This is a genomic window from Marivita sp., from assembly GCF_020055635.1.
Classification (GTDB): Bacteria; Pseudomonadota; Alphaproteobacteria; order Rhodobacterales; family Rhodobacteraceae; genus Marivita.
On record NZ_JAIPUT010000002.1, the window covers coordinates 169968 to 195865 of the forward strand.

The 25898-nt window shown below is 61.9% G+C and carries 26 protein-coding genes; 15 read left to right on the top strand and 11 right to left on the bottom strand.

The annotated features are described in order from the left end of the window. Nucleotides 1-23 precede the first annotated feature (23 nt). Nucleotides 24-1070, bottom strand: coding sequence for a rod shape-determining protein (locus tag LCF60_RS02080; RefSeq protein ID WP_292289349.1), 1047 nt, complete (start codon nucleotides 1068-1070; stop codon nucleotides 24-26). A 335-nt stretch (nucleotides 1071-1405) separates the two neighbouring features. Here LCF60_RS02080 and LCF60_RS02085 point away from each other — a divergent pair, with 335 nt between their 5' ends. Both LCF60_RS02085 and LCF60_RS02090 read left to right on the top strand, forming a co-directional pair. After that, nucleotides 1406-1837, top strand: a complete 432-nt coding sequence (locus tag LCF60_RS02085) for a hypothetical protein (RefSeq protein WP_292289350.1) — start codon at nucleotides 1406-1408, stop codon at nucleotides 1835-1837. A gap of 110 nt (nucleotides 1838-1947) precedes the next feature. Further along, a complete protein-coding gene (locus LCF60_RS02090; protein ID WP_292289351.1) occupies nucleotides 1948-4446 on the top strand; it encodes an FAD-dependent oxidoreductase in 2499 nt (832 codons plus the stop codon). Between the two features lie 103 nt (nucleotides 4447-4549). Here the strand turns inward: LCF60_RS02090 and LCF60_RS02095 are convergent, their stop codons facing one another. After that, a complete protein-coding gene (locus LCF60_RS02095) occupies nucleotides 4550-6238 on the bottom strand; it encodes an acyl-CoA dehydrogenase family protein (RefSeq protein ID WP_292289352.1) in 1689 nt (562 codons plus the stop codon). Between LCF60_RS02095 and LCF60_RS02100 the strand changes: the two genes are divergently transcribed. Further along, nucleotides 6237-6404 carry a hypothetical protein gene (locus LCF60_RS02100; RefSeq protein ID WP_292289353.1) on the top strand — a complete coding sequence of 56 codons (168 nt, stop codon included), beginning with the start codon at nucleotides 6237-6239 and terminating at the stop codon, nucleotides 6402-6404. The genes LCF60_RS02095 and LCF60_RS02100 overlap by 2 nt on opposite strands. Before the next feature lie 50 nt (nucleotides 6405-6454). Here the strand turns inward: LCF60_RS02100 and LCF60_RS02105 are convergent, their stop codons facing one another. Next, nucleotides 6455-8053: a phosphoenolpyruvate carboxykinase gene (locus LCF60_RS02105; RefSeq protein WP_292289354.1), complete on the bottom strand. Its 1599-nt coding sequence runs from the start codon at nucleotides 8051-8053 to the stop codon at nucleotides 6455-6457. A 339-nt stretch (nucleotides 8054-8392) separates the two neighbouring features. On the opposite strand from LCF60_RS02105, the gene LCF60_RS02110 reads away from it, so the two are divergent. Genes LCF60_RS02110 through LCF60_RS02140 form a run of 7 tightly spaced genes read left to right on the top strand, consistent with a single transcriptional unit; the run spans nucleotide 8393 to nucleotide 13836 of the window. Then, nucleotides 8393-9097 carry a response regulator transcription factor gene (locus tag LCF60_RS02110; protein WP_292289355.1) on the top strand — a complete coding sequence of 235 codons (705 nt, stop codon included), beginning with the start codon at nucleotides 8393-8395 and terminating at the stop codon, nucleotides 9095-9097. A 2-nt stretch (nucleotides 9098-9099) separates the two neighbouring features. Then, nucleotides 9100-10812 (top strand): sensor histidine kinase, encoded by a 1713-nt coding sequence (locus LCF60_RS02115; RefSeq protein WP_292289356.1) that lies wholly within the window; start codon nucleotides 9100-9102, stop codon nucleotides 10810-10812. An 8-nt stretch (nucleotides 10813-10820) separates the two neighbouring features. Beyond that, entirely contained in the window at nucleotides 10821-11261 is a 441-nt protein-coding gene (locus tag LCF60_RS02120; RefSeq protein WP_292289357.1) for a serine kinase, read from the top strand. 16 nt (nucleotides 11262-11277) lie between these two features. Then, complete coding sequence (gene rapZ / locus LCF60_RS02125; protein WP_292289358.1) at nucleotides 11278-12201, top strand: RNase adapter RapZ; 924 nt, start codon at nucleotides 11278-11280, stop codon at nucleotides 12199-12201. Then, nucleotides 12198-12599 carry a PTS sugar transporter subunit IIA gene (locus tag LCF60_RS02130; RefSeq protein ID WP_292289359.1) on the top strand — a complete coding sequence of 134 codons (402 nt, stop codon included), beginning with the start codon at nucleotides 12198-12200 and terminating at the stop codon, nucleotides 12597-12599. Before rapZ ends, LCF60_RS02130 begins: the two co-directional genes overlap by 4 nt. A gap of 37 nt (nucleotides 12600-12636) precedes the next feature. Then, on the top strand, nucleotides 12637-12906 hold the full coding sequence (locus LCF60_RS02135; RefSeq protein WP_292289392.1) for an HPr family phosphocarrier protein: 270 nt from the start codon (nucleotides 12637-12639) through the stop codon (nucleotides 12904-12906). Nucleotides 12907-12954: 48 nt separating this feature from the next. Then, nucleotides 12955-13836, top strand: a complete 882-nt coding sequence (locus tag LCF60_RS02140; protein WP_292289360.1) for a lysophospholipid acyltransferase family protein — start codon at nucleotides 12955-12957, stop codon at nucleotides 13834-13836. Here the strand turns inward: LCF60_RS02140 and LCF60_RS02145 are convergent. Then, nucleotides 13833-14708, bottom strand: coding sequence for a 3-hydroxybutyryl-CoA dehydrogenase (locus tag LCF60_RS02145; protein ID WP_292289361.1), 876 nt, complete (start codon nucleotides 14706-14708; stop codon nucleotides 13833-13835). The genes LCF60_RS02140 and LCF60_RS02145 overlap by 4 nt on opposite strands. Before the next feature lie 151 nt (nucleotides 14709-14859). Here LCF60_RS02145 and LCF60_RS02150 point away from each other — a divergent pair, with 151 nt between their 5' ends. Continuing rightward, nucleotides 14860-15678: a DUF6473 family protein gene (locus LCF60_RS02150; RefSeq protein WP_292289362.1), complete on the top strand. Its 819-nt coding sequence runs from the start codon at nucleotides 14860-14862 to the stop codon at nucleotides 15676-15678. Nucleotides 15679-15729: 51 nt separating this feature from the next. Here LCF60_RS02150 and LCF60_RS02155 read toward each other — a convergent pair whose 3' ends face one another. The 5 genes from LCF60_RS02155 to LCF60_RS02175 form a co-directional block, all read right to left on the bottom strand. After that, nucleotides 15730-16659, bottom strand: a complete 930-nt coding sequence (locus LCF60_RS02155) for an FAD-binding protein (RefSeq protein WP_292289363.1) — start codon at nucleotides 16657-16659, stop codon at nucleotides 15730-15732. Then, nucleotides 16660-17418 (bottom strand): electron transfer flavoprotein subunit beta/FixA family protein, encoded by a 759-nt coding sequence (locus LCF60_RS02160; protein WP_292289364.1) that lies wholly within the window; start codon nucleotides 17416-17418, stop codon nucleotides 16660-16662. Between the two features lie 194 nt (nucleotides 17419-17612). Further along, entirely contained in the window at nucleotides 17613-18734 is a 1122-nt protein-coding gene (locus tag LCF60_RS02165) for a M48 family metallopeptidase (protein ID WP_292289365.1), read from the bottom strand. Then, complete coding sequence (locus tag LCF60_RS02170; protein WP_292289393.1) at nucleotides 18731-19906, bottom strand: DUF898 family protein; 1176 nt, start codon at nucleotides 19904-19906, stop codon at nucleotides 18731-18733. Before LCF60_RS02170 ends, LCF60_RS02165 begins: the two co-directional genes overlap by 4 nt. A gap of 10 nt (nucleotides 19907-19916) precedes the next feature. After that, complete coding sequence (locus LCF60_RS02175) at nucleotides 19917-22205, bottom strand: DNA topoisomerase IV subunit A (RefSeq protein WP_292289366.1); 2289 nt, start codon at nucleotides 22203-22205, stop codon at nucleotides 19917-19919. A 163-nt stretch (nucleotides 22206-22368) separates the two neighbouring features. Here LCF60_RS02175 and LCF60_RS02180 point away from each other — a divergent pair, with 163 nt between their 5' ends. From LCF60_RS02180 to LCF60_RS02195, 4 genes are all read left to right on the top strand, one after another. Further along, on the top strand, nucleotides 22369-22932 hold the full coding sequence (locus tag LCF60_RS02180) for an SH3 domain-containing protein (protein WP_292289367.1): 564 nt from the start codon (nucleotides 22369-22371) through the stop codon (nucleotides 22930-22932). 1 nt (nucleotide 22933) lies between these two features. Next, on the top strand, nucleotides 22934-23761 hold the full coding sequence (locus LCF60_RS02185) for an SDR family NAD(P)-dependent oxidoreductase (protein ID WP_292289368.1): 828 nt from the start codon (nucleotides 22934-22936) through the stop codon (nucleotides 23759-23761). A 70-nt stretch (nucleotides 23762-23831) separates the two neighbouring features. After that, entirely contained in the window at nucleotides 23832-24032 is a 201-nt protein-coding gene (locus LCF60_RS02190; protein ID WP_292289369.1) for a twin transmembrane helix small protein, read from the top strand. Nucleotides 24033-24035: 3 nt separating this feature from the next. Next, nucleotides 24036-24608: a cob(I)yrinic acid a,c-diamide adenosyltransferase gene (locus LCF60_RS02195; RefSeq protein WP_292289370.1), complete on the top strand. Its 573-nt coding sequence runs from the start codon at nucleotides 24036-24038 to the stop codon at nucleotides 24606-24608. Nucleotides 24609-24706: 98 nt separating this feature from the next. On the opposite strand, the gene LCF60_RS02200 is transcribed toward LCF60_RS02195, so the two are convergent. Beyond that, complete coding sequence (locus LCF60_RS02200; RefSeq protein WP_292289371.1) at nucleotides 24707-25024, bottom strand: DUF1244 domain-containing protein; 318 nt, start codon at nucleotides 25022-25024, stop codon at nucleotides 24707-24709. Nucleotides 25025-25040: 16 nt separating this feature from the next. Then, entirely contained in the window at nucleotides 25041-25778 is a 738-nt protein-coding gene (locus LCF60_RS02205; protein ID WP_292289372.1) for an N-formylglutamate amidohydrolase, read from the bottom strand. Nucleotides 25779-25898 lie beyond the last annotated feature (120 nt).

Genomic DNA, 25898 nt, shown 5'->3' on the forward strand with positions numbered 1-25898 from the left:
CCCTTCCCGGAAGGGTGGTCGGATCAGCTGTCGTAGTCAATTGCGTGGCGCAGCTGCTTTTCATATTCCAGCGCCTTGCCGGTTCCCAGGGCGACGCAGTTCAGGCTTTCATCGGCGATCGACACCGCCAGCCCGGTCTGTTCGCGCAGCGCGAGGTCGAGATCGCCCAGCAGGGCCCCGCCCCCGGTGAGCATCACGCCCCGGTCCACGATGTCGGCGGCCAAATCCGGCGGGGTCGCTTCGAGCGCGGTCATCACCGCCTCGCAGATCGCCTGAACCGGTTCCGAGAGCGCCTCTGCCACTTGCGCCTGGCTGATCTCGGTTTCCTTGGGGACGCCGTTCAACAGGTCGCGACCGCGGATCATCATCGACGTGCCGCGCCCGTCATCGGGCATCCGCGCCGTGCCGATCGAGGTCTTGATCCGCTCGGCGGTCGATTCGCCCACCAGCAGGTTCTGCTGACGGCGCAGGTAGTTGATGATCGCCTCGTCCATGCGGTCGCCACCCACGCGGACCGAGCGCGCATAGACGATATCGCCCAGCGACAGGACCGCCACCTCGGTGGTGCCGCCGCCGATATCGACGACCATGTTGCCCGTCGGATCGGTGATCGGCATGCCGGCCCCGATGGCCGCCGCGATGGGTTCGGCAATCAGGCCCGCCTTGCGCGCGCCCGCCGACAGGACCGACTGACGGATCGCGCGTTTTTCGACCGGGGTTGCGCCATGTGGGACGCAGACGATGATCTTGGGCTTGGAGAAGGTCGAGCGCTTGTGAACCTTGCGGATGAAGTGCTTGATCATCTCTTCGGCCACATCGAAATCGGCGATCACGCCTTCGCGCATCGGGCGGATTGCCTCGATGCTGCCGGGGGTCCGGCCCAGCATCAGCTTGGCGTCTTCACCGACGGCGAGAACTTTCTTTTGCCCGTCCTTGATGTGGTAGGCCACCACCGAAGGTTCCGAAAGGACGACACCGCGCCCCTTGACGTAGACCAGCGTGTTCGCAGTTCCGAGGTCGATGGCCATGTCCGAAGAAAACATGCCTAGCAATTTGTCGAGTCCAAGCATCTGCGATTTGCCCCACGCCAATAAGTTTTAGGCCTGCGACTCTATGGAGGCGCAAGCCGAGGGTCTTATAGGGTTGGAAGGGGTGCTGTGAAAGGGTCAGTTCACGCTTTGCCAGCGTGAATCTGCCACATGCTGCCATGGGCGGCCCGCGCCTCGGGTCTTGGCACGCGCGCCCGCCTGATCGTCGCCAATTTCCTGACGGTTTTCCGGCATGTGCCGGATTGCTGAAAAATCAGCTGGCCGTGCAAGGCTGTCGCCCGCGAAACGCCACGCACGCGGCGCATTCTGATCATTTTGCAGTCCCAATATGGCCGCAAATCAGTCAGAGGGTCACCATGCTTGTCAAAGTTTTAAAGAGTATTTTCAAACTCGGGGTCTATGCGGCAGGTGTCGCTGCCGTGGTCGGGGTCTGGGACTATACCCGGCAGGCCAAGGCTGCCGATTTTCAGTATACGGTCGGTGCGCATGCGGCGTCGCTGGCCGACCGCTACGGCACCGAAGCCCAGTTCGCGGTGGGGGCGCTCGACATTGCGAAAGGTGGCGTCCGGAACGGCCTTGAATGGGCAGACAATGCCGGTCTGCTTGGCAAGACAGGCGACGCGAGTCCCACCCCCGAGGTGGAAATGGCCCAGTCGGATCTTCCCGAAATTGAGAGCGGGGTCCTCGCACCAGTGGCAGAGCCGTCCGACGCCGTCGAGATCGCGGCGGTCCGGACCGTCCTGGCCCCCGAGACATCACTTTTTCCCCGCGTCCGCGCCCTTCGGTGAAGCACTGAAACGACGGCGCGTCGTTTTCCTGCTGCAACGTGTCGGGTCGGTTTGGTGGTGCGTTTACACTCCGGGTATTCACGGGTTCAAACGTCTTGGAGTGAAGACCCATGAAAACGCATGTCAAAGCATTGGTGATCGGTGGCGGCGCCGTCGGCACCTCGATCGCCTATCACCTCGCCCGCGCAGGCTGGGATGATGTTATGCTGCTCGAGCGGGATGAACTGACATCCGGCTCGACCTGGCATGCCGCTGGCCTGTTGCCCTATTTCAACATGTCCTATGCGACGACCCATATTCACGACTATTCGATCAAGTACTACAAGACGCTCGAGGAAGAGACCGGGCTGAATGCGGGCTTTTCCGTCGTCGGCAACCTGCGCATGGCGCAAAGCCAGGAGCGGATGAACGAATACATGCTTTATGCGTCCACGGCGGAAACCTGTGGCGTGCCCTATGAATGGCTGAGCCCGGCGCAGATCAAGGAGCGGTATCCGCTGGTCAATGCCGACGATCTGGTCGGCGCGATCTTTCACCCGACCGATGGCTACATCAACCCGGCCGACGTCACCATGGCGATGGCCAAGGGTGCACGTCAGCGGGGCGTGATGATCGAGCGCAAGTGGCAGGCGGATGCGTTCCACTGGACCGGCGATCATTGGGATGTGACCTGCACCAAGATGGTGGAAAAGGGCGGCAACCTCGTGCCGTCGGATGAACAGATCGTCATTCATGCCGAGCATGTGGTGACCGCGACGGGCAACCACCCGCAGCGCACGGCCAAGCTCTTGGGCCTGAAAATCCCCGCGATTCCGGTGGAGCACCAGTTTATCGTCACCGAACCCGATCCGGCGCTGGTGGAATGGCGGAAGTCGAACGGGGAACATCCGGTTTTGCGCGATGCCGATGCCAAGTGGTATGTGCGCGAGGAACGCGGCGGCTGGATTCTTGGCCCCTACGAACGCAACGCGCCGGCGCGCTTCGAATACGGTGTCCCGGACAGCTTCCGCGCCGACCTGTTCCCGCTCGATCTGGAGCGGATCGAAGAGGAATACATGAGCATGATCCACCGGATTCCCTCGTCGGAAACCGTGGGTCTCAAAGACGATTTCAACGGTCCGATCTGCTACACGCCCGATGGCAACCCGCTGGTCGGCCCGGCACCCGGCCTGCGCAACATGTGGCTGGCCGAGGGGTTCTCGTTCGGGATCACGGCGGCGGGTGGCACGGGGTATTACCTTGCCCAGTTGATGGTCGAGGGCGAGGCCGAGATCGACATGGCGTCGCTGGATCCCAAGCGCTACGGGTCGTGGATGACCACGGAATACGCCGCGCGCAAGAACGAAGAGGCATATGAGCACGTCTACATCCTGCATCACCCCGACGAGGAACGCCCGGCCTGCCGTCCGCTTCGTACGGCTCCGGCGTACGATCGGCAAAAGGCGCTGGGTGCGCAGTTCGGCTGCGTGAACGGTTGGGAGCGTCCGAACTACTACGGGCCGCTGGATGCGCCAGAGACGTTCGATCATGACGCGCGGTCGTTCAAGCGCGGTGGCTGGTGGAAATACGCCGTGGACGAAGCCAAGGCGATCCGCGAAGGGGTTGGCCTGATCGACGCGACGGCCTTTACCAAGCATCTGGTCAAGGGTCCGGGCGCGACGCAGTTCCTTGACTGGTTCACCTGCAACAAGCTGCCCAAGGTGGGGCGCATCAACCTGACCTATGCGCTGACAGATCACGGCACGACACGCACGGAATATACCATCGTGCGGTTGGGCGAGGATGAATACTATCTCGTCTCCGCCGGTGCCTGGACGGCTTATGACGCGGATTACCTGCGCAAGGCGGCCGAGGACAAGGCGGCCGAGTTTGGCTATGTCGAGATCCAGGACGTGACCACCCAATGGGGTGTCTTTGCCATCGCCGGGCCGAAATCGCGCGATGTTCTGAAAGAGATCGTCAAGGATGCCGACCCCGAAACCGTGCTGGGCAACAAGCGGTTCCCGTGGCTGACCTGCCGCGACATCGAGTTGGGCATGTGCCCGGTGCGCGCGATCCGGGTGGCCTATACCGGCGAGCTGGGGTGGGAACTGCACCACCCGATCGAGATGCAGAATTACCTCTGGGATCAGCTGATGGCGGCGGGGGCCAAGCACGACATGAAGCTTGTCGGCGGTCGTGCGCAGAACTGGTTGCGTCAAGAGAAGAGCTACCGCGCCTTTGGCAACGAGCTGGGCCGCGACGCGACACCGCTGGAAGCCGATCTGCCGCGCTTTGTCGATCTGTCAAAGGAGTTCCATGGCAAGGCGGCGCTGGAAGAAACCGGAGTGCGATCCAAGTGCTGCACGCTGCTGATCGACGGGCCGGAGGATGCCGATCCCTGGGGTCGCGAAGTGCTGTATCACGGCGAGACCCGCGTTGGGCGACTGACCTCGGGCGGCTATTCGGTGGCCTTCGGCAAGTCCATCGGCATGGGCTATGTGACGCCGGACCTGGCGGTGCCGGGGACCAAGCTGCAGGTCAAGATGTTCGACCAGCTTTGGGATGCGGAGGTTGTCGAGGACAGCCCCTATGATCCCAAAAACGAGGCCATCCGGGTCGATGGATGACGCCGTACCAAGGGCTTTCGAAAGCCCTTGGTACGCATTTTCCAAAATGCGTTGAAAGCGCGTTCGAACGCGCTTTCTTCAAGCCGCTTCGAAGCGGCTTTGCCTAGCCCAGAAGACGTCGCGCAATCACCTGTGCCTGGATCTCGGCGGCACCTTCGAAGATGTTCAGGATGCGCGCGTCGCAGAGGATACGGCTGATCTTGTATTCGAGCGCGAACCCGTTGCCGCCGTGGATTTGCAACGCGTTGTCCGCCGCAGCCCATGCCACCCGTGCGCCGAGCAGCTTGGCCATGCCGGCCTCCAGGTCGCAGCGGCGGCCTTCGTCCTTTTCGCGGGCCGAGAAATAGGTCAGCTGACGCGCGATCATGATCTCGACAGCCATCATCGCCAGTTTCGACGCAACGCGCGGAAAATGGATCAGCGCCTTGCCGAACTGCTTGCGATCCTGTGCGTATTTCATGCCTTCGTCCAGCGCCGATTGCGCGACGCCGATGGCGCGGGCGGCGGTCTGGATGCGAGCGGATTCGAAGGTCTCCATCAGCTGCTTGAAGCCCTTGCCCTCTTCCATGCCCAGAAGGTTCTCGCCCTTGACCTTGAAGTCGTCGAAGTTGAGGGTGTATTCTTTCATGCCGCGATAACCGAGCACTTCGATCTCGCCGCCCGAGATGCCCGGATCCTGCCACGGTTCCGCATCGGTGCCGGGGGTCTTTTCGGCCATGAACATCGACAATCCCTTGTAATTGTCGGTGTCGGGCACCGTGCGGGCAAGGACTGTCATCACATGAGTGCGGGCGGCGTGGGTGATCCATGTCTTGTTGCCGTTGAGGATCCAGTCTCCGTTCTCGTCCTTCACGGCCTTGGTCCGCAGCGATCCGAGGTCGGATCCGGTGTTGGGTTCGGTGAAGACGGCCGTGGGCAGGATCTCACCCGACGCCAGACCGGGCAGCCATTTGGCCTTTTGTTCGTCGGTGCCGCCAGCAATGACCAGTTCAGCCGCGATCTCGGACCGGGTGCCGAGCGAGCCGACGCCGATATAGCCGCGCGACAGTTCTTCGGACACGACGCACATGGAATTCTTGCTCAGGCCAAACCCGCCATGTTCTTCGGGAATGGTCAGGCCGAACACGCCCATCTCGGCCAGCTCGTCGATGATCTCCATCGGGATGAGTTCATCCTTGAGGTGCCAGTCCTGCGCGTGGGGTTCCACCTTGTCGAGCGAGAAGCGGCGAAACTGTTCGCGGATCATCTCGAGCTCGTCGTCGAGACCACAGGCGCCGACGGTCAGTTCGGCGCTGCGTTCCTGCATCAGTTCAACAAGGCGCACGCGGGCTGCCTGGGTGTTGCCGCTTTGGGTCAGGTGCATGACCTCGGGTGTCATCAGAACGCGCATGTCGTCCTGCCCAAGACCGATATCCTGAAGCCGAACCATTTCGCCCTGGTTCATCTGGATGCCGCCATAGATCTGCCAGAGGTATTCGCCAAAGGCGATCTGGTGGATCAGCTGTTCGACCTCGCCGAATTTGCCATCTGCATCGAGCCGTTCGGCCCAGCCCTGCATCTGGCGCAGCGATTCGACATATGTCGCCAACCACGCAAGACCGTGCGCGGCGGTCTGGTTGTCTTCGATCAGGGCTCCGGAAATGCGGCCATCCGCTTCGACCATGCCGCGCACCTTCGCCGTCGCCATGTCCAGCACGGCGTTGGCGGGCTCGAGTGCGGCGGCCGTCAGCGACACCAGGTTCGGCAGGATCGTTTCGGTTGTCAGGGTCAAGTCTTGTCCGTCATGGGCCATGAATCGTGTCCTTTCAGCTTTGTCGCTGGATATCCACTTTGCAGGTGCAGCGCAACAAAAATACCCAATTAACCTTCGATTTGTTCCAATCTTTCGTCTTGAATTGCTGCTCTGCGGCGCCATGCCGGGTGCAGCTGCAGAAAGAAGAAAGGGCGGATGCACCTGAACATGTGCTCCCGCCCTTTTGTTTCCAAGCGCCTTTCGACGCAGGCAAGCTCAGCCGATTGCAGCCGCTTTGACGTCGTCGTCGATATAGGGCGTGTACTGTGCAAAGTTGTCGGCGAACATCTGCACCAGTTTGGCCGCCTGGGCATCATAGGCCTGCTTGTCATTCCAGGTGCGCCGCGGGTCGAGCAGCATGTCCGGCACACCTTCGACCGCAACCGGCACTTCGAAGCCGAAATTGGCGTCCTTGCGGAACTCGGCCTCGGCGAGACTGCCGTCAAGGGCCGCGGTCAGCAGCGCGCGGGTCGCCTTGATCGGCATGCGCTGGCCCGCGCCGTAGGCTCCGCCGGTCCAGCCGGTGTTGACGAGCCAGCAGGTTGCGCCGTGCGACGCGATCTTTTCGCGCAGCAGGTTGCCATAGACTTCGGGACGGCGGGGCATGAAAGGGGCGCCGAAGCAGGTCGAGAAGGTGGGTTCCGGTTCCGTCACGCCGCGTTCGGTGCCCGCCACCTTGGAGGTGAAGCCCGACAGGAAGTGGTACATCGCCTGCGCCGGTGTCAGCCGCGAGATCGGCGGCAGCACGCCGAACGCATCGCAGGTCAGCATGATGATGTTCTTGGGATGCCCGCCAAGCGCGCTTTCGGACGCGTTGGAGATATAGTCGAGCGGGTAGGCGCAGCGCATGTTCGCGGTCAGGCTGTCATCCTTGAAGTCAAGCTCGAACGTGTCGGGGTCGAAGACCATGTTCTCGATCACGGTGCCGAATTTCTCGGTCGTGGCATAGATTTCCGGCTCGGCCTCGGCCGACAGGTTGATCGTCTTGGCGTAGCAGCCGCCTTCGAAGTTGAAGGTGCCCCGGTCGGACCAGCCGTGCTCGTCGTCGCCGATCAGCACGCGATTCGGGTCAGCCGAGAGCGTGGTCTTGCCGGTGCCCGAGAGGCCGAAGAAGATCGCGGTGTCGACCGGGTTGCCGACGGCATGGTTGGCCGAGCAATGCATCGGCATGATGCCTTTTTCCGGCAGCAGGTAGTTGAGCAGCGAGAAGATGGATTTCTTGTTCTCTCCGGCATATTCGGTGCCGCCGATCAGGATCAGCTTGCGGTCGAAGTTCATCGCGATGACCGTTTCGGACCGGCAGTCGTGCTTCTTGGGGTCCGCCTGGAACGAGGGGCAGTTGATGACCGTGAAATCGGCGATGAAGCTGTCGAGGTCTTCGCGTTCGGGGCGGCGCATCATGTGACGGATGAAAAGGTTGTGCCACGCCAGCTCCGTAACAAAGCGCACGTCGATGGCGTGCTTGGGATCCGCGCCTCCGGTCAGGTCCTGAACGAAGTATTCGCGCCCCTTCATGTGTTCGAGCATGTCGTGGTAAAGGGTATCGAACCCTTCAGGCGACATCGGCGCATTGTTTTCCCACCAGATCGAGTCGGCCACGCTGTCGGTCTTGACGACATGCTTGTCCTTGGGCGACCGGCCGGTGAACTTGCCGGTGGTGACGAGGAACGCTCCGCCATTGCCCAGCGCGCCTTCGCCGCGTTTCAGGGCCGCTTCGATGAGGGCGGGCTCTGTGAGGTTGTAATAGACATTGCCAAGCCCGTTGATCTGTTGATCTTCCAGCCGGAATTCCGGGTTCACCCGTCCAAATGCCATTTGCCAAGCTCCTGTAGCCGCGCGTCTTGCGGCGGTCTTTCCTTAACGCGCGGTATTTTGCGCGACCCGGACGTCACGTCAGAGATGTTGGCCTCTTAACATGGCATTTCCAAGACTGAACAGGATGCAAACACGCCGTTAGCGCAACCAAGACGGGTTTAGCGCAACCATGGCAGAGCTCTGCCGCAGGATGTGATGCAAATTAGCCATCCGTAAGGACTTTTCCGTCTCAATTAGGCAGCGGTCACAAAGTGATTCGCAAATTACGTTGGCGCAAGGCGAAAAATTCCGCATAATGATGAAAAATCATAATCGAGAGCAGTACAAGGAACACAATCCATGTCGAAAATCGCCCTGGTGGACGATGACAGGAACATCCTGACATCGGTTGCAATCACTCTTGAGGCAGAGGGATTCGAGGTTGAAACGTACAATGACGGTCAGGCCGCATTGGACGCCTTCAACAAGAAGATGCCGGATATGGCCGTCTTCGATATCAAGATGCCGCGGATGGATGGCATGGACCTGCTTCAGCGGGTCCGCCAGAAATCCAAGATGCCGGTGATCTTCCTCACGTCAAAGGATGACGAGATCGACGAGGTGCTGGGCCTGCGCATGGGCGCCGACGACTACGTCAAGAAGCCCTTTTCCCAGCGTCTTCTGGTCGAACGCATCCGCGCGCTGCTGCGGCGTCAGGATGCGATTTCCGGCGATGCCGCCGGGACCGAGGTCGAAGAGACCAAACTCATGGTTCGGGGCAACCTCACCATGGATCCGCTGCGCCACTCGGTGTCCTGGAAAGGTCTGGACGTGTCCTTGACCGTGACGGAATTCCTGCTGTTGCAGGCCCTTGCACAGCGTCCCGGCTTCGTCAAATCGCGTGACCAGTTGATGGATGTGGCGTATGATGACCAAGTCTATGTCGATGACCGCACGATCGACAGCCATATCAAACGCCTGCGCAAGAAGATGCGCATGGTCGACAACGAGTTTTCGGCCATCGAAACGCTTTACGGCATCGGGTACCGTTATAACGAAGAGTGACCATGGCATTGGTTGAGGGCGCGGCACCCGGAAAATCCGGCGGGCGCAAAGATGCAGATGTGGTTCTCGGGGACGACTGGGTCGCCCCCGACAAGACAGTCGAGTCCGAAGTCCGGTCCAGCCGCGAAAAGCGTGGCCTTTTCTCTCTCAACCGGTCCCCGCTCACGCGGAAGATCATCACGTTCAACCTGGTCGCCCTCAATTTCCTCGTTGCGGGCATCCTGTTTCTCAACTCGTCGCGCGATACGCTTGCAGAACAGAAAGAAACCGCCGTTCGCATCGAAGTCGAGCTGATCGCGGACGTGTTGGAAGCACAGGTGGCGGAGGGCGCGTCCGTCAATCTTGGCACCGGCGAAGGTGTCGACGTGCCTCGCACGCTCACCGAACTCGATGTGCGACCGGGGCGGCGGGTCTTTGTCTTCGATGCGGCGCGCTTTCTGGTGGGCGATCTGGAAAGCGCGCCCGTCGCCACCGGAGCGACGTCCGCCGAAAGACCCACGGTCATTTCCGACTTCCTGATGACCGTCTGGAACAGCGTCTCGGCGATCTTCCGGTCCGATGCCGAGCTCGAGGCCCTGACGCTGGAAGACATATTGCGCCGCGAGATCGAAGAGACCGACCCGTCCCAGACCCGGATCGAACGGGCCGAAGGGCCGAACGGGGAAACGATCTTCACCGCGCTCAGCCCGATCGAAGTCGAAAGCGGAGTCGCCGGAACCGTGGCCTTGATCAGCTACGCACCCGAGATCGACGCCGCTGTGCGGCTCGAGCGGGAGAACGTGTTGCAGATGTTCGTCATCGCGACATTGGTGTCGATCGGCCTGAGCCTGGTTCTGGCTTCCACCATTTCGAACCCGATCTCCAACCTGGCCGATGCCGCCGAAGTCGGACGCGACCGGAACCGCCGGAATGTCTCGTCGGGGCGCATCCGCATCCCCGACCTGACCGCGCGGCCGGATGAAATCGGTCGACTGTCCGGCGCGCTGCGCGGCATGGTCGCGGCGCTCTATGACAGGATCGACGCCAATGAACAATTTGCCGCTGACGTGGCGCATGAAATCAAGAATCCGCTGGCCTCGTTGCGTTCCGCTGTCGGCACATTGCGTGTCGCGCGTAGGCCCGACCAGGTGGATCGCCTTCTCGACGTGATCGATCACGATGTCCGTCGCCTGGACCGTCTGGTCAGCGATATATCCAACGCGTCTCGACTTGACAGCGAATTGGTCAAGGAAGAAGAGGCCGAGTTCAACCTCTTGGAAATGCTTGGCAACCTGGCGCAGTTCCTTGGCGAGGACGCCAAGCGCAAGGGTATCGAATTCATTTCCGACCTGCCTGACAGACCGATACAGGTTCATGGACTCGAAGCGCGTCTGGCGCAGGTTTTCGTCAACCTGATCACCAACGCCATCAGCTTTTGCGAGGATGGCGACGCGATCCGCATCTGGGCGCGCCGTCGGGAAAACCGTGTTCTTATCGTGGTCGAGGATACCGGACCGGGTATCCCGGATGAAGCCCTGACCAAGATCTTCAAACGCTTCTACTCGCAACGTCCCGAGACCGATTTCGGCAACAATTCGGGGCTTGGCCTTGCGATCTCCAAGCAGATTGTCGAGGCGCATGGCGGCGTGATCTGGGCCGAAAACATCCGACCGACCGAAGCGGATGCGACATCGGAGCCGCTGGGCGCCCGTTTCGTCGTCGGCCTGCCGCTCTAGGCCAGAAGGTGTCCGACCCCGAAGCCCTTACCCTGCATGCGACTGCGGTGGCCGTTCACGGGCGCGCGGTTCTTCTTTCCGGGGCCTCGGGGAGCGGAAAATCCTCGCTGGCGCTGGAAATGATGGCGCGCGGCGCGACCCTCGTGGCGGATGACCGGGTGATCCTGTCCGAGGAGGCGGGCCACATCCTGTTGACCTGCCCCGATCCGCTTCTCGGGCTGATCGAGGCGCGGGGCGTGGGACTTCTTTACGCAGCGTATCAATCCCCGGTGCCGCTTGCGCTCGTTGTCGATATGGATATCACGGAGACCGAACGGATGCCGGCACCAAGACGGATTTCCTACTTCACGCAAACGCTCCCGTTACTTCACAAAGTCGACTCCCGGCATTTTCCTGCGGCAATTCTGCAATATCTAAGGGCGGACGGGCGTGCGGATGCGCAGGCCTGAACGCGAAATCGAGGACATGGCGACCCAACCCGAAGCGAACCGCATCGTATTGGTCACCGGCCCGTCCGGGGCCGGACGGTCTACCGCGATCAATGTACTGGAAGACCTCGGATACGAGGCGATCGACAACATCCCGCTCCGGATGATCCCGCGGCTTTTCGACGGCGTTTCGATCGATCATCCGCTGGCGCTTGGCATTGACGTGCGCAACCGCGATTTTTCGGTCGCGGGGTTGCTCGACCTGCATCTCGATCTTTCAAAACGTCCCGACAGTGCCGCGTCGCTCCTGTTCCTGGAGTGTCGGCCGGACATCCTGCTCCGGCGGTATTCCGAAACCCGGCGCCGCCATCCATTGGCGGGCGACGACACCCCGGAGGCCGGCATCGCGCGCGAGATCGAATTGTTGCGGCCCGTCGAGGAAAAGGCCGACATCCTGATCGACACCTCGCTTTTGTCGCCGCATGAGCTCAAGTCGGAACTGCATCAATGGTTTGCGGACCAGGGGTCACAGAAGCTGTCCGTCGCGGTGCAGTCGTTTTCCTACAAGCGCGGTCTGCCGCGTGGTCTTGACATGGTCTTCGATTGCCGGTTTCTGTCCAACCCCCATTGGGAGCGCGGCCTGAAGGACAAGACCGGGCTGGATGCCGACGTGGCCCGGTTTGTCCACGCCGACGCTCGGTTTGCGCCTTTTGTCGATCGGGTCACGGATCTGCTTGCCTTTCTGCTGCCCGAGATCGAGGCGGAGGGCAAAACCCATCTTTCGGTCGGGATCGGGTGTACCGGCGGGCAACACCGGTCGGTTATCGTGACGGAACACGTTGCAAGAGCCCTTGCAGACAGGGGCTTGCAAGTGTCAACTGACCATAGGGAACTGGCCAGACGGGGACTCGTGGCCACTGGCAGCAAAGATCTGTCGGAACGCGGAAAGGCAACAGAGTGATCGGGATCGTGATTGTCGCTCACGGTGGGTTGGCGAAAGAATATCTTTCTGCCGTCGAACATGTCGTCGGCCATCAGCCCGGCATGGCCGCCGTCTCGATCGAAGCGGATCACAACCGGGATTCCAAGCAATCCGAGATCTGTAGCGTCGCGGACGAGGTCGACACGGGCAGTGGCGTCGTCATCGTGACGGACATGTTCGGCGGGTCTCCATCCAACCTGAGCCTGCGGGCCTGCCAGCCCGAAAACCGCCGCATCGTGTATGGTGCGAATTTGCCCATGTTGATCAAACTGGCCAAAAGCCGCAACAAGACCGTACCAGAGGCGGTCCGTGCGGCCTTGGACGCGGGTCGGAAATACATTGACAGCCAGAACATTACTCTGGATCAGAGCGCGTGATCGCAGGGGGTAGGGAAGGTTATCGAGCATGTCCGTCATCGCGCACCGGGTTTTGAAGATCGTGAACGAGAAGGGGCTGCACGCCCGGGCGTCGGCCAGGCTGGTCGAGGTTGTCGAGGAGTTCGATGCCACGGCCGAGGTGCGCAAGGATGGCATGTGCGCGTCCGGGGACAGCATCATGGGCCTTTTGATGTTGGCAGCTTCCAAAGGAACCTCTATTGAGGTAGAGACCTCCGGGCCGGATGCGGAAGCCCTGGCCACGGCCATTGAACATCTGGTGGCCGACCGCTTTGGAGAAGGCTGCTGATCGACAGGGTTCGGCAGGGCGAACGGAAACAGGACCGCACACTGCCTTATGGTTGACAGCTATCAGCACACATCGACAGATGCGCCTTCCGTGGTGTCGGCTGATGTTCCCTATGACAAGCGCAAACTCAGCTACGCCAATACCTTCACCAATCCGTGGAAAGCCAACACCATTCGCGCGTTGGAGTGGGTGACGGGCAAGATTCCCTTGCTCTATCTCGTGCGCCGGTTCGAGCGTATGGGCCCCGCCGAAGGCCAGGCCTTCTGGGCGCAGGCGCTTGGCTTGATGAATATCTCGCTTGAGACCCCGGCAGAGCAGATCGCGCGGATCCCCAAAGACGGACCGGTGATCATCGTTGCAAACCATCCGCATGGGTTGGTGGACGGAATGGTCCTGGCCGAGCTGATCGGCCGGGTGCGCACGGATTACAAGATCCTGACGCGGTCGCTGTTGACCGGGGTTTCCGAGGTCGAGCAGTTCATGATCCCGGTTCCGTTCCCGCACGAGGAAGACGCCCGCGAACAGAGCCTGGAGATGCGCAGCCGCGCCATGGCCCATCTCAAGCAGGGCGGCGTGATCGCGCTGTTTCCGTCCGGGCTCGTCGCCTCGAGCGACAGCTATTTCGGCCCGGCGATCGAACGAAGCTGGAATCCGTTCACCGCAAATCTCATCCAGCGGTCGGGCGCGACCGTCGTGCCGATCTTTTTCCCCGGTCAGAATTCACGCGCCTACCAGATCGCCAACCGGCTTTCGGCGACGCTCAGGCAGGGCTTGCTGATCCATGAAGTGATCCATGCCTGTGGCAAGCCGCAGACCCCGGTTGTCGGCGAGCCGATCCCGGCCGAAGCCATCGAGTCCTATGCCGGGCGCAGCCGGGAATTCGTGGCCTCGCTGCGCGAAACGACCTTGGCCCTCGGGAAGCGACCCTAACGCGTCGGGACCGGTGTTTCGCCGCGATAATCGTAAAATCCGCGCTGCGTCTTGCGGCCCAGCCATCCGGCCTCGACATATTTGGTCAGCAAGGGGCAGGGCCGGTATTTCGTATCCGCCAGCCCGTCATGCAACACGTTCATGATCGCCAGACAGGTGTCGAGCCCGATGAAATCGGCAAGCTCCAGCGGTCCCATCGGGTGGTTCGCGCCCAGCTTCATCGACTGGTCGATCGAGTTCACGTTTCCGACGCCTTCGTAAAGCGTATAGACCGCTTCGTTGATCATCGGCATCAGGATGCGATTGACGATGAAGGCCGGGAAATCTTCGGCAGAGGCCGCGGTCTTGCCAAGCTTCTCGACGACTGCCAGGCAGGTTTCGTAGGTTGGCTTGTCCGTTGCGATCCCGCGGATCAGTTCGACCAGCTGCATCACCGGCACCGGGTTCATGAAGTGGAACCCCATGAATTTCTCGGGCCGATCCGTCCGGCTGGCAAGTCGCGTGATCGAGATCGACGAGGTATTGGACGTCAGGATCGTGTGATCGTCCAGGTGCGGCAGCAGGCTGTCGAAGATCTTCTGCTTGATCGTTTCCTGTTCGGTCGCGGCCTCGATGATGAGATCGGTCTTGGCGACCTGCGGTAATTCCCGGGTGATGACAATGCGGGACACGGCCTGATCGCGTTCCTCCTGGGTGATCTTTTCACGGCTGACCTGGCGGTCCATGTTTTTTTCGATCAGGCTGAGCGCCCGTTTCAGGGCGTCTTCGCTGATGTCGTTCAGAACAACATCGTAGCCTGCCAGCGACATCACGTGGGCGATGCCGTTGCCCATCTGCCCGGCCCCGACCACGCCGATTGATTTCACCGTCATGCGAATGCTCCGTCCGTTTCGCGGCAACAATGACTTGTGGGGCAAGGCGCTGCAAGGCGGATCGGCGCGTTCCGTCCAAATTTAGGTTTAGCGATTTGGGAACCGAATCGGGGCAGTCTCATCCTCGGGTGAAAGGAAAGGGGGTGGGATCATGACAATTCCCGCAACGCACGATCATGGAATTGATTATGCGCCATGTCGATACAATGCATCGCGGCTCTGGTTTCGCGGTCCGCGCAGACCATTGCGACTGCCATATGTGGCCTGCCTTGGCGGGTCCGAAGTGTACGGGCGTTATCTGGAACGGCCCTGGCCTACCCTGCTCGAGGGGCAGGTGTCGCGCATTGTCGTCAATCTCGGGATAGAGAATGCCGGCATTGACGCCTATCTGAACGATCCGGGGGCCATGGTGACGGCCGCCAAGGCCGATGTCTGCGTGGTGCACCTGGCCTGCAGCCATAACACGTCGAACCGGTTCTATTCGGTTCATCCGCGCCGGAACGACCGTTTTCTCAAGGCGTCGGAGTCGCTGAAATCGCTTTATCCGGAGATGGACTTCACCGAAGTGCATTTCACGCGGCACCTGCTGAAAAGGTTGCAGGCGATCTGTCCTGACCGGTTCGATCTGGTCGCGGGTGAGGCGCGCCATGCATGGCGGGCCCGGATGCGGCATCTGATCAGCCAGATGGACGGTGCGGTGGTTCTGCTCTGGTTCAATCCGACGCCTTTGATGGACGGGAATGCCGGTCTTGGAGAGGGTGATCCCTTCCTGACCCGTGCGCTTGTCCAGTCCTTCGCGCCGCATGTCAGGGACATCGTGGAGGTCGTGCCACCGGACTGGCGCGCGGGTCACGAGGCGATGGTTGTCCCACCTCTGGAAGAGACACGCGCAGAGCATCTGCCCGGCCCGGCTGCACATGGCTTGCTGGCGCAGGTCCTGGCGAAGCGGATCAATGCGCTGACACAATAGAAAACGGCGCGCCCGGTCAGGCGCGCCGTTTCGCGGTCATGCCATGTTGGATCAGCTCAGCTTTTCGGTCAGTTCCGGAACGGCTTCGAACAGGTCTGCAACCAGCCCGTAATCCGCGACCTGGAAGATCGGAGCTTCTTCGTCCTTGTTGATCGCGACGATGATCTTGGAGTCCTTCATGCCCGCGAGGTGCTGAATCGCGCCAGAGATGCCGACGGCGATATATAGATCGGGTGCCACGACCTTGCCGGTCTGACCGACCTGCCAGTCGTTGGGGGCAAAGCCGGAATCCACCGCCGCGCGCGATGCACCAACCGCGGCGCCCAGGGCGTCGGCCAGTTTTTCGATCATGGCGAAGTCGTCTTCCGACCCGACGCCACGGCCACCCGACACGACAACGCCGGCAGATGTCAGTTCAGGCCGGTCGCTTGCGGCGACCTTGTCCTCGACCCATTCGCTGAGGCCGGGATTGTCACCTGTCGCGATGGCTTCGACAGAGGCCGATCCCCCGGTCGGAGCGACATCGAATGTCGAGGTCCGGAAGGAAATGACCTTGGTCGCATCCGAGGATTTCACGGTCTGGATCGCGTTGCCGGCGTAAATCGGACGCTCGAACGTGTCGGCATCCACGACCGCGGTCACATCGGTGATGACCATGACATCCAGCAGCGCCGCAACGCGCGGCAGGATGTTCTTGGCATCGGTGGTCGCGGGGGCGACGATGTGGGAATAGTCACCCGCCATCGAGGCGATCAGCGCCGCAACCGGTTCGGCCAGGCGGTGACCGTAAAGATCGTCCTCGGCCAGCAGCACCTTGGACACACCTTCCAGGGTCGCGGCTTCGTCGGCGGCGGCTTTCGCTGTCGCACCGGCGGCCAGAACCACCACGTCACCCAGCGCTTTCGCGGCGGTCACGGACTTGGCGGTGGCGTCCATCGCCAGGGTGCCGTCGGTGATCTCGGCAATCAGAAGTACAGCCATTTACACAGCCCCCGCTTCTTTGAGTTTCGCTACCAGTTCGTCAACCGAGGCCACCTTGATCCCCGCGGCGCGCTCTTCGGGTTCGGAGGTCTTGAGGATTTCGAGGCGTGGCGTGACGTCGACGCCGTAATCGGCGGCTGTCTTTTCATCCAGCGGCTTTTTCTTGGCCTTCATGATGTTCGGCAGCGACGCGTAACGCGGCTCGTTCAGGCGCAAATCGGTCGAGATGATCGCCGGCATCTTGACCTTGATGGTCTGCAAGCCGCCATCCACTTCGCGGGTGACAACGGCGTGGTCGCCGTCGATGTCGACGTTGTTGGCATACATCGCCTGGGACCAGCCCAGCAGCGCCGACAGCATCTGGCCGGTGGCGTTCATGTCATTGTCGATCGCCTGCTTGCCGCACAGAACCAGACCCGGTTCTTCTTCCTTGACGATGGCGGCCAGGATTTTCGCGACAGCCAGCGGTTCGATATCGGTGTGCACGTCATCGGCGGCAACCACGAGGATCGCGCGATCCGCGCCCATCGCAAGCGCCGTGCGCAGGGTTTCCTGGCTTTGCTTCACGCCAATGCTGACGGCCACGATCTCGTCGGCCTTGCCGGCTTCCTTCAGGCGGATCGCTTCTTCGACGGCGATTTCGTCGAACGGGTTCATCGACATTTTGACGTTGGCGAGATCGACACCGGACCCGTCCGCCTTTACGCGAACTTTGACGTTGTAATCGATCACGCGTTTGACAGGCACCAGGACCTTCATAAGCGCGTTCCTCTCGTTGGGATCGCAGATGTTTCTGCGATTCTGACGTTTCGTTCCGGGCAAGGGATACCCAACCCTGACCTAGGGAAACAGGGCAAAATCGTCACGTTAGCGCCATCGGACGTCGCGTTTTCCGGATTTCCTGTGGCGGTCGGGAAATGTGCCGATATGGCAGGGACGCCGGTTCAGGCACATCAGTCGCAGATCGTCTTCAATGCCTGCCATTCCTGCGCGGTCATCACCGGGACGGGGTCGAACCCCTCGGGTGTTGCCTCGCGGGCCGCCTCGACGCGGTCGCCCAGGGCGGGATGGCTCAGGAAATGGCCAACAAGCGGGCCGGTATCGCCGCCCATTTCAAGGAACCTCTCGAACATGGTGGCGAGCGCGGATGGGGCGATGTCGGCCTCGATCAACAGGGCATGAGCAAACACATCCGCAGTCGCCTCGGCGCTTTGGCTGTAATTCGCCTCGATCAGGCGTTCTGCCAGCAGCAAGACGGCGGCACCGCCCGCGAAATCGCCAAAGATCAGCCCCAGCACACCCAGTGATCCGGCAGAGCGCAAGGCATGGCGCGTCGGGTCGCGGCTGACCACGTGACCGATTTCATGGGCGAACACCGCGGCGACTTCCTCGGGCGTGTCGGCCTTTTCGATCAGGCCCCGGAAGAAGACGACGTAGTTGCCGGGCAGGGCGAAGGCGTTGACCATGCCGTGATCCAGGATCGAAACGTTCAGCGGCTGCGTATCGGGCAGGGCGGCCTGCAACCGCGCCTCCATCTTGGCAAGCGCCTGCACGCCTTCGGGGTTTTCGCACATCGGAACCGGGTTCAGCCCGGTTTGATCGAGCGCGCTGCGGATCTGGTCGAGGGTCACTTCGCCAAGAGCGCGTTCTCCTTCGGGTGGGATGAACCTGGCCAGCTGATTTGCCATCGCCGGGACCAGCACGAAGATGATGAGCGCGACAGAGGCCACGGCCGCCACCGCCCAGCCAAGAAGCGGGCCGCGATTGGTCACGGCGGGGCGCTTTGTGCGGTTTGGCAGACGCGCGGCCAAGGCACGGTCCGGAAGGGAAAGGCGCTGCACCGGATCGTCGCACCGCTGCAGGATCATCTGGTCGCCACCTGCCTGATCCGGCACTTCGCGGATGTCGCCAAGTGGCCATCGAAGCTCCAGACCGACATCGGTGAAGCCGACAAGCGCCTTCGCGTCTTCGTCGATCGACAGTCTGATCTCGACCGGAGCCGCGCGCGTGCCGTCAAAATAGGTGCCGGTCGACGAAAAGGATCCGGGTGTCCGGCCCACGTGCAGCAGGGTCATAGCGACGCTCCCACATCAAGCGCGTCGGCAAAGCCTTCGGCTTCTTCGAAGGCGTCGCGCGGACGCTGACGGATGTCGGCCACGGCGCTGGCCGGAGACAGGTTCAGCGTCGAGAAATAGTGCCGGATGATCGGGTAGGTGATGAAGACATTCTTGAGAGCCGACCAAAGCAGGAAAATCGTGAAATAGATCAACACGCTGGCGCCGATGAGGATATACCGGCCCGCCCCGGCGATCGGTTCGAGCCTGTCCTCGAGCCCCAGCTCGGCCAGCATGTCGGTCGACTGGATGAGCAAGAGCAGAATTCCCAGCATGACCATCGGAACGAAAATCGCGGCGGCAGCCAGCAGCGTTCCCAGGACATAGATCATCATCACGCGAAACGCATTGGGCGCCAGGCCCAGAGAAACGCCCCTGACGGTCTTGGCATCGGTCAACCGGCGCAGGGTGTCGACGCGGTAATAGACCAGCCCGTAAAGCGCGGTGAACCCGGCAATCACGCAGAACCCGATGCCGACGGCCAGGTTTTCCAAGACAATCGCAGCCCCCCCGAGGAGGGCGATTCCGAGCGCCAGGAACAGCGGCTTCATCGCCGGGTAGAGCATTTTCCAGTTGCCGCCCTGCTGCATCCGGGCGGTGCCGTAGAACGTGCGGTCGGTCTTGTACTTCTCAAGCCAGAAGGTCATGCGCGGCAGCAAGAGGCCGAGGGTGAGGATCGTGACCGCCCAATGCGCCATCGCGCGCCAGGCATACCCCCACGCGCCCGGCTCCAGTCCGAACCGCAAGCCGCGCCACCGGGTCCGCGCGAGCACATAGCGGCGTGCGCGATATTGCGCGTAGAACCAGAGCGGTATGACCCCGACAAGGCTGGTGGCATAGGCGGCGACATTGTCCTGGAACAGGGAAAAACTCGCGAACATCAGGAACAGGTTCACAATGCCGATATAGAAGGCCAGAACCACCACGGCGAACAGGAAACCCAACAGCTTTTCGATCGGGTCGCCGACATATTCCAGCGGATGACCGCCCGGACGGATCGCCGACCAGTACCAGCGCCGCAGCCGGGTGCGCATCCAGAAGCGGTAGATGCCGAGCGTCAGAACGGTGAAGAAGCCCGTCTTGAGCGCCAGCCAGAACAGCGTTCGACGATTGCCGACAACTTCGGTGGTCAGCGTTTCGGCGTCAGGTGAAGCTGTTGTCCCTGGGGAATCCGCGCGGGGCCATGCGCCCTGATCCGGCGCGTTTGCCGGTCCATTCTGCGAGGTCGGCTTCGGTTCTGGTGCGTCCGGCCGGGTCGCGCCAGGTGAGGCCTTCTCCCAGGGTGAAGGTGGTTGCATCCGACAGGCCCCCGTCCTTGTACTTTTGCAGCCGCACGCCCTTGCCGCGTCCCATCTCAGGTAGCTCGTCCAACGCAAAAACCAGAACCTTGCGGTTTTCCCCGACCACCGCAACAGCATCGCCGGTCACGGGCTTGCACACCTTGGCGCGCACGTCGCCGCGTACGTTCAGCACCTGTTTGCCCGCCCGCGTCTGGGCCACGACCTCGTTTTCCGGAACGACAAACCCGTCGCCGGCGCTCGACGCCACCAGCAGCTTCCGGTCGGGCTGATGGATGAACAGGTCGATGATCGTCGCCTCGTTCGGCAGATCGACCATCAGCCGCAACGGTTCCCCCATGCCACGCCCGCCGGGCAGGCTTGCGGCAGAGAGCGTGTAGAACCTCCCGTTCGATCCGAAGACCAGCAACCGGTCGGTGGTTTCGGCGTGGAAGATGAAGCGCGGCGCGTCGCCATCCTTGAATTTCAACTCTCGATTCAGGTCGATGTGGCCGGTCATCGCGCGGATCCAGCCCATCTGGCTGCACACCACGGTGATCGGTTCGCGCTCGATCATCGCTTCCAGCGGCACATCCTCGACTTCGCCCGCCTCTTCGATCAGCGTTCGGCGGCCCCCCCAAAGATGAGACTTTCCGAAAGTCTTCTTGACCTCCTTCAACTGCTCGGCAATCGAATCCCATTGCAGGTCGCCGCTTTCCAGCAGGTCTTCCAGCCCGGCGCGTTCGGCCATCAGGCGGTCGCGTTCGGCCACAAGTTCGATCTCTTCGAGCTTGCGAAGGGAGCGCAGCCGCATGTTCAGGATGGCTTCGGTCTGGACCTCGGTCAGACCCAGCTCGTCGTCGCCCGACACCCTCGGCGGCGACACGTAATCGCGCTCGTTCATGGCGCGCGGGTGATCCTTGCCCCAATCCTCGCGCATCAGCGCGGCCTTGGGCTCGTCGTCGTAGCGGATGATGTCGATCACCCGGTCGAGATTCAGAAAGGCGACGATCAGGCCTTCCAGCACTTCGAGCCGGTGATCGATCTTGTCCATCCGGTGCTGGCTGCGCCGAATCAGAACCTCGCGCCGGAAATCGAGGAAGGCGCGCAGCACTTCCTTCATCGAGCAGACCTTGGGCGTCAGCCCGTCGATCAGCACGTTCATGTTCAGGCTGAACCGCGTCTCCAGGTCGGAATTGCGATAGAGCATGTTCATCAGCACATCCGCGTCCACGTTCTTGGAGCGCGGTTCCAGAACCATGCGGATGTCGTCGGCGGATTCGTCGCGGATATCGGCGAGGATCGGCACCTTCTTTGTCTGGATCAGTTCGGCCAGCCGTTCGATCAGCTTGGATTTCTGCACCTGGTAGGGGATCTCGGTGACGATGATCTGCCACTGGCCGCGGCCCAGATCCTCGATCTCCCATTTGCAGCGCAGACGCATCGACCCGCGCCCGGTGCGGTAGGCCTGCGCGATATTCTCGCGCGGCTCCACGATCACGCCGCCGGTGGGGAAATCCGGCCCCGGCACGTAGTTCATCAACGTGTCGTCGCGCGCATCGGGAACCTTGATCAGGTGCAGGCAGGCGTCGATCAGTTCGGAAATGTTGTGCGGTGGGATGTTCGTGGCCATGCCCACGGCGATTCCGCTGGACCCGTTGGCCAGCAGGTTCGGGAACTGCGCGGGCAGGACGACAGGCTCTTCCAGCGTGCCATCGTAATTTGCGCGATAATCGACCGCGTTCTCGTTCAGCCCGTCCAGCAGCGCCTCGGCCACAGAAGTCAGCCGCGCTTCGGTATAGCGCGCCGCCGCCGGGTTATCGCCGTCGATATTGCCGAAATTGCCCTGACCGTCGACAAGCGGGTAGCGGACCGCGAAGTCCTGAGCGAGTCGCGCCATCGCGTCGTAGATCGCGGCGTCGCCGTGCGGGTGATAGTTGCCCATAACGTCACCCGAAATCTTGGCCGACTTCCGGAAACCTCCGGTGGAACTCAGACGCAGTTCGCGCATTGCATAGAGGATACGTCGATGGACAGGCTTCAAGCCGTCCCGCGCATCGGGAAGAGCCCGGTGCATGATCGTCGACAAAGCGTAGGTCAGATACCGTTCGCCAATCGCGCGGCGCAGCGGCTCTGCGAAGTCGCGGGGGGTCATCTTGGGGTCATCGACATCATTGGCCATAGATGATGTGATACTCACACCCTCTGAGGCCGTAAAGCAATTGCGGGAATAATTTTTAGCATTCCCCTTCGGCAGGGCCGCAGAATCACGATAATGTTGCGCAGACTGGACGTGTTTGGTCCACTCGGGGGACAAGATGAACAAGTATATCGTGGTAACATTCGCCTTCATGGGCATTGGATTTTATGAACTGTCGGGCGGTGCCGATTTCGAACAGGGGGACACCCGTCTGGCCATCTTCGCCGAACCGAAGCCGACACAGCCTCAGCAACCACAACAACCGCCCGTCGTCGCCCGCGCCGACATGTCCGCGCTGACCGATGTCACGCCGGCACGCGCCTTGATCGAAACCCCCGCAGCCCCGGAGGACCGCGACGCCAATGTGCAACTTGCGACCCTGGAGCCGGACAACGTGCTGGACCTTCAAGAGGCAGAGCGCGACACGACACGGCAAGACACGGTCGCAGCGTCCGAATCCGGTCCGCGGATCGTCCCCGCGCCGGATTTTCGATTTGTCGATGGCGACCGCGTCAACATGCGCGGTGGGCCGGGCACAGACTATGCCGTGGTCGGAAGGCTGTACCGCAACGACATGGTCGAGATCATCCAGGACGAGGGCAATGGCTGGTTGCACCTGCGCGACACGCTCACCGGGGACGAGGGCTGGATTGCCGAATGGCTCGTGACGGCGTCGAACTGAGGTGAGTTCGCAGACAATCCTGATCACCGGCTGTTCAAGCGGGATCGGCCTCGATACCGCGCGGCGGCTGAAATCTCGGGGTTGGACGGTCTTCGCCTCCTGCCGGTCCTCCGAAGACTGCGCCGCGCGCGCCGCCGAAGGCTTTCAGTCTCCCCGGCTTGATTATGAAGACCCGTCAAGCATCACCGGCTGCGTCAAAGAAGTGCTGAGCATGACCGGCGGCACGCTCGACGCGGTGTTTCACAACGGCGCCTATGCGCTTCCCGGCCCGCTCGAGGATATCCCGGCGGACGGCATGCGCAGTCAGTTCGAGGCGAATTTCCTTGGCTGGCACGATCTCAATCGCCACCTGATCCCGGTGATGCGGCGCCAGGGGCAGGGGCGCATCATGTTCAACTCGTCGGTTCTGGGTCTTGTCGGGATGCGCTGGCGCGGGGCTTATGTCGCGACCAAGTTCGCGCTCGAGGGCTATGCCGACGTGCTGCGGATGGAGATGGCCGGGACCGGCATCCACGTGGTCCTGATCGAACCCGGACCGATCGAGACCGCATTTCGCGCGAATGCGATCAAACAGTTCGAGCGTTGGGTCGACTGGCAAGCGTCGCCGCGCCGCGCGCAATACGAAGCCTCCCTGCTGGACCAGCTGCACAAGGGCGGCAGCGCCAAGGCGCAATGGCCGCCTTCCGTCGTGACCGATGCGGTCCTCAAGGCCCTGACCGCGCGTCGCCCCAGGCCGCGCTATGCCGTGACCACCCCCACCCACGCCATGGCCATCGCCCGGCGCCTGCTGCCGACCCGCGCGCTTGACTGGGTTTTGTCCAAAGGCTGACTTTTCATTCGCCTTGCACCGCGTTACGCCTACATGGCGCTGAACACCCATCCGAGGAAGGCCAACCGCCATGATGCAAGACCCGCTTTTCATTATCGCAGCCATCGCCTGTCTTGCAGTCGTGGCTGTGCTCCTGTTCGGCATCGGCAGCTTTGCCAAGGGCGGAGACTTCAACAAGAAATACGCCAACAAGGCGATGCGCTGGCGCATCATCGCGCAATTCGCGGCGGTGCTGCTGATCCTGCTGTTTGTCTGGTTGCGGGGAGAATAGACGATGGTCGTGCTGAACAAGATCTACACCAAGACCGGCGATGACGGTGAAACCGCGCTGGGCAATGGCGCGCGGGTCGCCAAGCATTCGATGCGCGTGACCGCCTACGGTACGGTGGACGAACTCAACGCCATCGTCGGGCTGGCGCGGCTGCAGGCGGGCACCGATCTGGATGCGCAGATGGCGCGGATCCAGAACGACCTCTTCGATCTGGGGGCAGACCTGTGCCGCCCTGACATGGAGCAGGATGCGGATGCCGAATACCCGCCGCTGCGAATCGTGTCGTCACAGGTGGACCGGCTCGAAACCGAAATCGACGCGATGAACGCCCATCTGGAACCGTTGCGCAGCTTTATCCTGCCCGGGGGTTCGGCCCTGTCGGCGCATATGCACCAGTGTCGCACCGTGGCGCGCCGGGCCGAGCGGCACGTGGTTCAGCTTGCAACCATGGAAAGCGTGAACCCGGCAGCGGTGAAGTATCTCAACCGCCTCAGCGATTGGTTCTTCGTCGCGGCGCGGATCGCCAATGACGGCGGCAAGGCGGATGTGCTTTGGGTGCCGGGGGCCAGCCGCTGAAGCGGCGCATCACGGCCCCGCTTCGTTGGATTTCACATACATCTGGGGTGTGAGGGCAAAGCCCTCACCCCAGCCGAGGGTGATTTTGCCTGGGACGGTCAGCCGTCCCTGTCGGTCACGTTCTGCTTGAACGCGACCTCGAACGCGGCTTTCTGATCGTCTGTAGCGTCGGTCTGGTGTTTCGCTTTCCATTCCGACATCGGCATGCCGTAATACACCTCGCGCGCCTCGTCCTTGCCCATTTCGATGCCATGCGCATTGGCGGCTTCCTGGTACCAGCGGCTCAGGCAATTGCGGCAGAAGCCGGTCAGGTTCATCATGTCGATGTTCTGCACGTCCGGCCGATCCTCGATGAGGTGTTGACGCAGGCGGCGGAACGCGGCGGCTTCGATTTCTAGTCGGGTCTGGTCGTCCATCTGGGGATCCTCCGGGTCAGTCTTGTGTCTTTGCCAGCGCGGCGGTCAGCATCGGGGCCAGTCGCCGCCCCCATGCGACCTGCGTCGCTTCGGTGTCTATCAGGTCATTGCGCAACTCGATAAGTGTGTTGTGCCGTCCGCGATGCAAGGCATGCCGGTCGATCGCATCTCCGGGCAGATGTCCGGGATAGGGCTGGTTGCGGCCCACCACCAGGTCCGGCTCCGCCTCGAGCAGCGTGATGAGCGGGTCGGACAGCCGCCGGTCATAGCCGTGCAGGATCCCGATGTGCCAAGGGCGGCTTGGTCGCGACCTGAGCTGTCGCGTAAACGAATGTACCGAGACGATGACGGTATCGTCCCGCCGCGCTGCCAACGCCGCAAGCGCGTCATGATAAGGCCGGTAATAAGCCTGCAGCCGCCGTTCCTTTTCGGCGGCACCGGCTGTCCGATTGCCCGGAATCACCGATCCGTCATAAAGCCGCATCAAGAGGGTTGGGTCGTCTTCGCCACGGTTCGGGTCGATCACAAGCCGCGAGAAATTCGTCAGGATCGCCGGGGCGTCCAGCGCATCGGCCAAGGCCGTCACCACGCCCGCGGCGCCCGGATCGAAGGCGATATGACGCGCCATGTCCGCGTCCGGCAGGCCCAGCGTGCCACCGAGGTCGGGTGGCACCGTGTTTCTCGCATGATCGCAGGTGATCAGCCAGCGCGAGGACCGGTTCTCTCCGTGAACAAGATAGGGTACGTATGTCATGCGTGCGTCATCTCCCGAGCGCATCAGATAGTGGAGTTGCGCAGCAATGTGAAATGGGCAATAAGCCTTGGGAACAGTTAGCGGTAACAGTGCCCGGGAGCGGGTGCTTCAGCGGCCAGT